The organism is Kitasatospora sp. NPDC047058, from assembly GCF_040643935.1.
Classification (GTDB): Bacteria; Actinomycetota; Actinomycetes; order Streptomycetales; family Streptomycetaceae; genus Kitasatospora.
In genome coordinates, this window is the sequence record NZ_JBEYVJ010000379.1 from 1 (window position 1) to 6,316 (window position 6,316).

At 73.9% G+C, this 6,316-nt stretch carries 4 protein-coding genes; 2 read left to right on the forward strand and 2 right to left on the reverse strand.

Annotation, left to right across the window (positions count from 1 at the left end):
- On the reverse strand, window positions 1-586 hold a 586-nt coding region (locus ABZ885_RS33285), incomplete at its 3' end, for an alpha/beta fold hydrolase (RefSeq protein WP_360197053.1).
- A 300-nt stretch (window positions 587-886) separates the two neighbouring features.
- On the opposite strand from ABZ885_RS33285, the gene ABZ885_RS33290 reads away from it, so the two are divergent.
- A complete protein-coding gene (locus ABZ885_RS33290) occupies window positions 887-3,271 on the forward strand; it encodes a lamin tail domain-containing protein (RefSeq protein WP_360197056.1) in 2,385 nt (794 codons plus the stop codon).
- 36 nt (window positions 3,272-3,307) lie between these two features.
- Here the strand turns inward: ABZ885_RS33290 and ABZ885_RS33295 are convergent, their stop codons facing one another.
- Window positions 3,308-3,937, reverse strand: coding sequence for a hypothetical protein (locus ABZ885_RS33295; protein WP_360197059.1), 630 nt, complete (start codon window positions 3,935-3,937; stop codon window positions 3,308-3,310).
- Between the two features lie 314 nt (window positions 3,938-4,251).
- Here ABZ885_RS33295 and ABZ885_RS33300 point away from each other — a divergent pair, with 314 nt between their 5' ends.
- On the forward strand, window positions 4,252-6,273 hold the full coding sequence (locus tag ABZ885_RS33300; protein ID WP_360197062.1) for a TerD family protein: 2,022 nt from the start codon (window positions 4,252-4,254) through the stop codon (window positions 6,271-6,273).
- Window positions 6,274-6,316: the final 43 nt, after the last annotated feature.

The following is a 6,316-nucleotide window of genomic DNA, read 5'->3' on the forward strand; positions in this document are numbered from 1 at the left end:
CGCCCAGCGCCGCGGTCTCGGCGGCCGCCGCTGCGGCGTCCCGGCGGCCCGGGCGGGCGTAGATGGTGGAGACCAGCAGCGCGCGGCCGGCCGTGGTGCGGGAGAGCCGTCCGACGAGCGACGGCGGCAGCACCCCGGCGCCGGCCCGCATGCCGCCGAGGACGGTGTAGGCGTAGCGACGTTCCGCCTCCGTCCAGAAGCCGGCCGGGGACAGGGCCGTCACCGAGCGGGCGAGTCCGGCCCGGCCGAGTGCGAGCGCCAGCAAGCCGCCGAGCGAGTTCCCGGCGACGTGCGGCCGCTCGATCCCGAGCTCGGCGCAGAGCCGCCCGAGCACCGGGACCACGGTGTCCAGCCCGTACGGCACGCCCGGGGGCAGGGAGGGCGAGGCGCCGAACCCGGGCAGGTCGACGGCGATCACCTCGTGGCGTTCGGCGAGTGCGGGCAGTACCGGCTCCCAGGCCTGCCAGTGGTGGCCGATCCCGTGCAGCAGCAGGAGCGGGGTCCCGGTGCCGGTCCGCCGGTGGTGCACGGTCACCGCCCCGGGACCGTACGGGGCGGGCAGCGGGAAGGTGACGTCGGCGGGCATACGGCTCCTCTGTTGGACGCGGCGTCAGCAAGGTGACCGACAGGATTACCGACGGGTAGCGCACGAGGCAAGGGGGCTGCGCCGGACACCCGGCTCCCGCCCCGCCGGGTCCGGTGCGGCCGTGGACGAATCATCCGGGTGCGTACATGCCAGAAGAACTGTTCTTCCGCTGTACGTCTGGCCGTCGGCCGCAGCGCGCGGTACGAGTCCGGTGGCGCTGTTAGACACGCAGCGCCCGGAATCCACCGGCCGTCAGATCCGCCGGACGGCCGGGCCGTCCGCCCCCCAGGAGGAACGCCCATGCCGCGAACGCCCATGCCGCGAACCGACCGAGCCCGGATCCGCACCCTGGCGGTGGCCTCCGCCGCCGCCGTGGCGGGAGCCCTGCTCGCCCTCCCCGCCACCACCGCCCGGGCCGTGTCGCCCGACGTCGTGATCAGCCAGGTCTACGGGGGCGGCGGCAACTCCGGTGCCCCGTACGCCAACGACTTCATCGAGCTGTACAACCGCGGCACCGCCCCGGTCACGGTCACCGGCTGGACGGTGCAGTACGCCTCGGCCGGCGGCTCGTCCTGGTCGCGGACCACGCTCGCGGGCACCATCGCCCCCGGGGCGTACTACCTCGTCCAGGAGGCGGCCGGCGCCGGCACCGGCTCGGCCCTGCCCGCCCCCGACGCCACCGGCACGACCGCCATGGGCGCGACCTCCGGCAAGGTCGCCCTGGTCACCAACGGCACGGCGCTGACGTGCAGTTCGGGCTGCGCCACCCAGCCGGGTGTCAAGGACCTGGTCGGCTACGGCAGTTCGGCGAGCTCCTCCGAGGGATCGCCGACCGGCAACCTGTCCAACACCACCGCCGCGCTGCGGGCCGGCGGCGGCGCCACCGACACCGACGGCAACGCGGCCGACTTCGCCGTCACCGCACCCGCCCCGCGCAACTCCGCCTCCACCGGCGGCGGTTCCGGCGGCGGCACCCGAATACACGACGTCCAGGGCGCGGCCCGCACCTCCCCGCTGGCCGGACGGACGGTCTCCGCGGTGCCCGGCGTGGTGACCGCCGTCGGCCCGGCCGGCTTCTGGTACCAGGACCCGGCGCCGGACGCCGACCCGGCCACCAGCGAGGCCGTCTACGTCTACACCGCGTCCGCCCCGGGCGTTACGGCCGGCGACTCGGTGAAGGTGAACGGCACGGTCGGCGAGTACCGGCCCGGCGGCACCGGCGGCACCACCAACCTCACCGTCACCGAACTGACCGGCCCGAGCGTCACCATCGTCGCCCACAACGCGCCGCTGCCCGCGCCCACGCCGGTCGGCACCGGCGGCCGGGTGCCGCCCGCCGCCGTGATCTCCGGCGTCACCGGCGGCGACGTCGAGACCGCCGGCTCCTTCCGGCCCGCCACCGACGGCCTCGACTTCTGGGAGTCGCTGGAGGGCATGCGGGTCGAGCTGGACGACGCCGCCGTCGTCGGCCCGACCAGCACCTACGGCGAGATCCCGGTCGTCCCGCAGGGCAGCACCACCCGGACCGCCCGGGGCGGCATCCTGCTCCAGGCCAACGACGCCAACCCGGAGCGGGTGCTCCTCGACGACGTGCTCGCCCCCACGCCGGCCGCCACCGTCGGCGACACCCTCACCGGTGCCACCGTCGGCGTGCTCGACTACTCCTTCGGGAACTTCAAGCTGCTGGTCACCGCCACCCCGGCGGTCTCCCCCGGCGGCCTCGCGCCCGAGACCACCACCGCGCCGGCCGCCGGCGAACTGGCCGCCGCCACGTTCAACGTGGAGAACCTCGCCCCGGGCGACCCGCAGAGCAAGTTCGACGGCCTCGCGGCCGGCATCGTCAGCAACCTCCGCTCGCCCGACCTGGTCGCGCTGGAGGAGATCCAGGACAACAACGGCGCCACCGACAACGGCGTCGTCGCCGCCGACCAGACGCTCGCCAAGCTCACCACCGCCATCACCGCGGCCGGCGGCCCGGCCTACTCCTACCGGCAGATCAACCCGGTCGACGGCCAGGACGGCGGCCAGCCCGGCGGCAACATCCGCCAGGTCTTCCTCTACCGCACCGACCGCGGCCTCTCCTTCACCGACCGCCCCGGCGCCGGCTCCACCACCGCCGACTCCGTCGTCGACGACGCCGGCACCCCCGCGCTCGCCTACTCCCCCGGGCGGATCGACCCCGGCAACTCCGCGTTCGACGCCAGCCGCAAGCCGCTGGCCGGCGAGTTCCGCTGGCACGGCAAGCCGGTCTTCGTGATCGCCAACCACTTCAACTCCAAGGGCGGCGACCAGCCCCTGTTCGGCCGCTACCAGCAGCCCGCCCGCCCGTCCGAGACCCAGCGGAACGCCCAGGCCACCGCGGTGAAGTCCTTCACCGACCGGATCCTCGCGGTCGACCCGAACGCCTCGGTCATCGTCCTCGGCGACCTCAACGACTTCGAGTTCTCCCGGACCGCCGACCTGCTGACCGTCGGCGGCTCCCTGGTCGACCTCCCCCGCACGCTCCCGCCCGGCGAGCGTTACACCTACGTCTACGAGGGCAACTCCCAGGTCCTGGACCACATCCTGATCTCCGGCGCACTGGCCGCCCTGCCGTACGGCTACGACATCGTCCACCTCAACAGCGAGTTCCCCGCCCAGCTCAGCGACCACGACCCGCAGGTCGTCCGCATCCCGCTGCCCTGACAGCCCGTCCGGTGCGGTACCGGCCCGGCGACCGGGTCAGTACCGCACCGCCTTCACCACCACCGGCAGCAGGACCTGGTCTGCGGGGGCCCTGCTGAAGGCGACCGGCTGCGCCTGGTCCCCGGCCGGCAGGTCCCGGGCCCCGACCACCGAGCTGTCCACCGTCTTCCCGCTGGTGTCGGTGAAGTCGACCTGCACCGCGTACGAGGCGGTGTCGAGGCCGCTGTTCTTGATCGTCACCACGACCGCGTGCAGCCCCCCGGTCCGGGCCCGCGGCACCCCGGTGATCGTGATGTCCCCGAGCGCGTTCCCGCCGTTCTCCAGCGAGCCCAGCACCTCCTGCGCCTTCTGCCGCGCCTCCGCGCCCTGCGCCGACACCGACGCCTCGAACGACGCCGCCGCGGCCGAGGCGGACTCGGCCGCCGCCGACACCGACGCCAGCGCCGACTCCGCCGCCGAGGCCAGCGCGGACGGCGGCTCCCCCGAGAACTGCGACGGCTCGGGCGCCGTGGTCAGCGTCGTGGCCGCCCCCGGCGAGGCGATCGACGGGTTGGTCGACGAGCTGCTGCACGCCGCCAGCACGCCCACCCCGCCCAGCACCGCCATGAACGCCACCACTCGTACCCCCACGCCGCACCGCAGCGGCAGTCCCTGAACTTCGCGCACCGAGGATCCCTCTCCCTGCTCACCACCTCGGGCCCGACGGCCCGCAGGACCCATGCTTTCGCAACACCCACCCCCCACGGCGAGCCGTACTGCCCCGTTCGAGTGGGGCGACGACCCCCGGCTCCCGGCTCGCACGGAAGGTCACATTCCGGTTGCATGCACACCATCTGCGAAAAGCCAGGCCGGACCAGGCGTCAGTGCCGCTAGGCTCCCTGCTGGCTGCCCCCGGCACATGCCGCCGGCAGTGACATCGTGCTGCGCGCCGGTCCGGGCGGCGCAGCCCCGGATCCGCTTGGGGGCGTTTCGTGCAGGAAATGGTCAAGGGCGCCAATGTCGGGCTGGCGACGCTCAGCGAGAGCGCCGACTCCGTCACCGTGAGCCTGGGCTGGAGCAGCCCCGGCGGTGACGGCGACGCCGACGTGTCCGTCCTGCTCTTGGCCGCGGACGGCAAGGTCCGGAGCAACGCCGACTTCTTCTTCTACAACAACCCGTCGGCCGAGGACGGCAGTGTCCAACTCCTCGGGCAGACCCCGGCCGAGGACGGCACGGAGGACCGGATCCAGCTCGACCTGACCGCCGTGCCCGCCGACGTCGAGCGGCTGGTGATCGCGGCCAGCCGTCACCGGCGCGCCGCCTTCGGCCAGTTGGACAACCTCCGGCTCGCCCTGGCCGACAGCACCGGTGAGCACCTGCTCGGCTTCGCCATCGGGGACGCGACGACGGAGAGCGCGTTCGTCTTCGGCGAGATCTACCGGCGCAACGACGAGTGGAAGTTCCGCGCCGTCGGCCAGGGCTACGACACCGGTCTGGCCGGGCTGGCCACCGACTTCGGCATCGGGATCGACGACGACGAGGGCCAGGAGGACGCCGAGCACGCCGAGCGGGCGGCCGACGAAGGCGCCGAAGCCCCTGCGGCCGTCCCCGAGCCGGCCACCGGGGCACCGGCGGAGCCGTCCGCCGCCAAGGTGCTGATCCCGCACCAGCCGTCGGCACCCGACGGGGCTCCGGCGACGCCCGAAGCGCCCAAGCGGCTGCGCACCGCACGGAAGAAGGTGACCCGTCCCAGGAGCCCGCGGCCGTCGCTGGCCGAGAACGACTCCTGGCGGTCGGCCCGGCTCTTCCCCGCCACCACCCTCAAGAGCGACCGCGAGCGCGAGGTGCGCGCCACCTCGGTCCTGCTGTCGGTGATGGCCCAGGTCCCGGAGTTCGGCCGCCGGCTCACCGCGGCGTTCGGCGCCCCGGCCGGCCGGATGGAGAACTTCACCGAGGTGTCGCTCCCGCACGGTGACTCCCCCAAGCGCCCCGACGGTGTCATCTGCGTCGAGCGGGCGGGGCGGCGCTGGACGGCCCTGGTGGAGAGCAAGACCAACGGCAATCCGCTGAAGGCGGAGCAGATCCAGGACTACATGGACATCGCGGCCCGCCGCGGCTACGAGGCGGTGATCACGCTCTCCAACGACGTCGCGCTGGAGGGGAGTCCGCTCGTCCCGGTCAAGATCGACGGACGCCGCAAGCACAAGGTGGCGCTCTGCCACCTGTCCTGGGCCGAGGTGACCTTCCACGCGAAGATGCTGATCCGGCACGAGGGCGTGGCCAACCCGGCGCACGGCTGGCTGCTGGAGGAACTGCTGCACTACCTCCAGCACGAGAACTCCGGCTGCCACGGCTTCCAGAACATGGGACCGGCCTGGGTCCCGGTCCGCAACGGCATCGACGACGAGACCCTGGTCGAGGGGGACGAGCGCGCCGTCCAGGTGGCCGAGAGCTGGGAGCGCCTCATCCGCCAGGTCTGCTTCCGGCTCGGCGGCGAACTCGGCGTCAAGGTGCTGCCCGTGCAGCGGTCCCGGCGCGGTGACGACCCGCAGGCCCGCCGCACCGCCCTCGCCGACCGGCTCTGCGCGGACGGCCGGCTCACCGCCGAGATCAGGATCGCCGACACCGCCGGCAACCTGGGGATCACGGCCGACCTGCGGCTGGGCAAGCTGCGCACCTCGATGGAGATCCCCGCCCCCGAGGCCGGCTACCCGCTCAGCTGGGTCAAGCGCCTGGTCCGCCAGCTCGCCGAGGCACCCGCCGACCTGCACGTCGAGACGCTGACCGACGGTGCGACCGCCGGCCCCCGGGGCACGCTGGAGAAGCTGCGGCCCGAGCCCGGCGACCTCCTGCCGAAGGACTCCTCGAAGATCACCGGGTTCCGGCTGTCCCTCTCGAAGACGATGGGCAACACCCGCGGCAACGCCGAGTCCGGCTTCATCCGCAGCGTCGACGCCGCCGTCGAGCGCTTCCACACCGGCGTGATCACCCACCTCGACCACCGGGCGGCACGCCGCGGGTAGCGGGCGCACAGTCACCGGCGGGGCCGGAGCCGCACCAAGCGGC

Coding starts and splice junctions, on each gene's coding strand:
- ABZ885_RS33300 (WP_360197062.1), top strand. CDS start 4,252: ATGGTCAAGGGCGCCAATGTCGGGCTGGCGACGCTCAGCGAGAGCGCC.
- ABZ885_RS33290 (WP_360197056.1), top strand. CDS start 887: ATGCCGCGAACGCCCATGCCGCGAACCGACCGAGCCCGGATCCGCACC.